The organism is Vibrio sp. YT-18, assembly GCF_033337345.1.
In the GTDB taxonomy this organism is placed as follows: domain Bacteria; phylum Pseudomonadota; class Gammaproteobacteria; order Enterobacterales; family Vibrionaceae; genus Vibrio; species Vibrio alginolyticus.
Genome location: NZ_JAWOQO010000100.1, coordinates 1 through 1,457 on the forward strand (window position 1 = coordinate 1; position 1,457 = coordinate 1,457).

At 47.3% G+C, this 1,457-nt stretch carries 1 protein-coding gene; it reads left to right on the plus strand.

From position 1 onward, the window contains the following. Positions 1–1,457, plus strand: a 1,457-nt coding sequence (locus tag R7M72_RS24610) for a DUF5801 repeats-in-toxin domain-containing protein (RefSeq protein ID WP_318056404.1), incomplete at both ends; no start/stop codon positions are given.

Genomic DNA, 1,457 nt, shown 5'->3' on the forward strand with positions numbered 1-1,457 from the left:
CGCTACGATTTTGAATTGTCTGGCGCGCTCGATCATGCAACGAATTCTGATGACCTGACCGTCAATCTGCCGATTGTGATTACCGACGGGGACAACGACTCCGTTAACGCGACGTTGCCAGTCACTATTTTGGATGATAAGCCGACGATTGAAGCTATTCGTCCAGGAAGTCACTTGTCCATTGATGAAGATGACATTCCGAACAAAGGGTCGGATGGTCAAGGTGATCATATTATCGGCGGACATTTTGATGTCGTTGACGGTGCAGATTCTATCGTTAGCTTCCAATTGGAGGATCTTGTCTCACCTGTTGCTGGGTTAACGTCAGCAGGTCAGCCACTAGAGCTTGTTGAATACTCAAACGCGAATGGCGTGATTGAGTACCGTGCGTACGTGCAAGGCACTACCGATATCGTGTTTAAACTTACGTTAAATGCTGGAGAAGATAGGTATCAATTTGAATTATTTGCTCAGCTAGACCATCCAAATGGCAATGGTGAAAACGAGCTAGTGATTGATTTCCCTGTGAATGCCACGGATTTTGATGGTGATGTGTCGAACACGATTAGTTTGCCAATTACCGTTGTTGATGATGTGCCGTCTATCACTGGGGTGGATAACAGTAGCCAGTTGACGATTGACGAAGATGATTTACCTGCTGGCTCTGATACTTCTGGCTTACGAGTGTTAGATGGACACTTTAACGTTGTTGCTGGCGCTGATGAAATCGTCAGTTATCACGTTTCTGACTTAGCTGGCGCGGTCGCTGGTTTGCAGTCAAATGGTCAAGATGTGGAACTAAGACTGGTCTCTGAAGCCGACGGTGTAAGCACCTATGAAGCGGTGATTGTTGGCACGAACACGCAGATTTTCACCCTAACGTTGGATGCAAAAGACAATAGCTACCAATTTGAGTTAGTGGGCCCTGTGGATCATCCTGCTGGCCTGGGCGAAAACAGCCTAACGTTAGATATTCCTATTTCTGTTACTGACTTCGATGGTGATACATCGGCATCTGTGAACTTGCCAATCACCATCGTGGATGACGTGCCGGAAATCAAAACGGCGACGCCGTTGTTCTTAGATGAAGATGACTTGCCTTCAGGCTCAGAGCTGAGCAAAGACAGCCTAGAGGCAAGCGGCAGCTTTGATAGCGTAGAAGGTGCGGATACGATAGTTTCTTACCAGTTAGATTTGTCTGGCAACCCAATCAGCGGGGTAACGTCAGGCGGACAAGCGGTCACGCTCGTACAAACTGGTGTGAATAACAACAACTACACTTACCAAGGTCAAACGCCAGATGGAAAATCGGTGTTTGCTCTGGTGTTAAATGCTGACGGAACATACAAATTCACGCTAGAAGGCGTACTGGATCATGGTGTTCAGGGCGAAGATTTACTGACGCTTAATCTGCCTGTGTTTGCTACGGATGTGGATGGCGATACCGCTGGTATCAA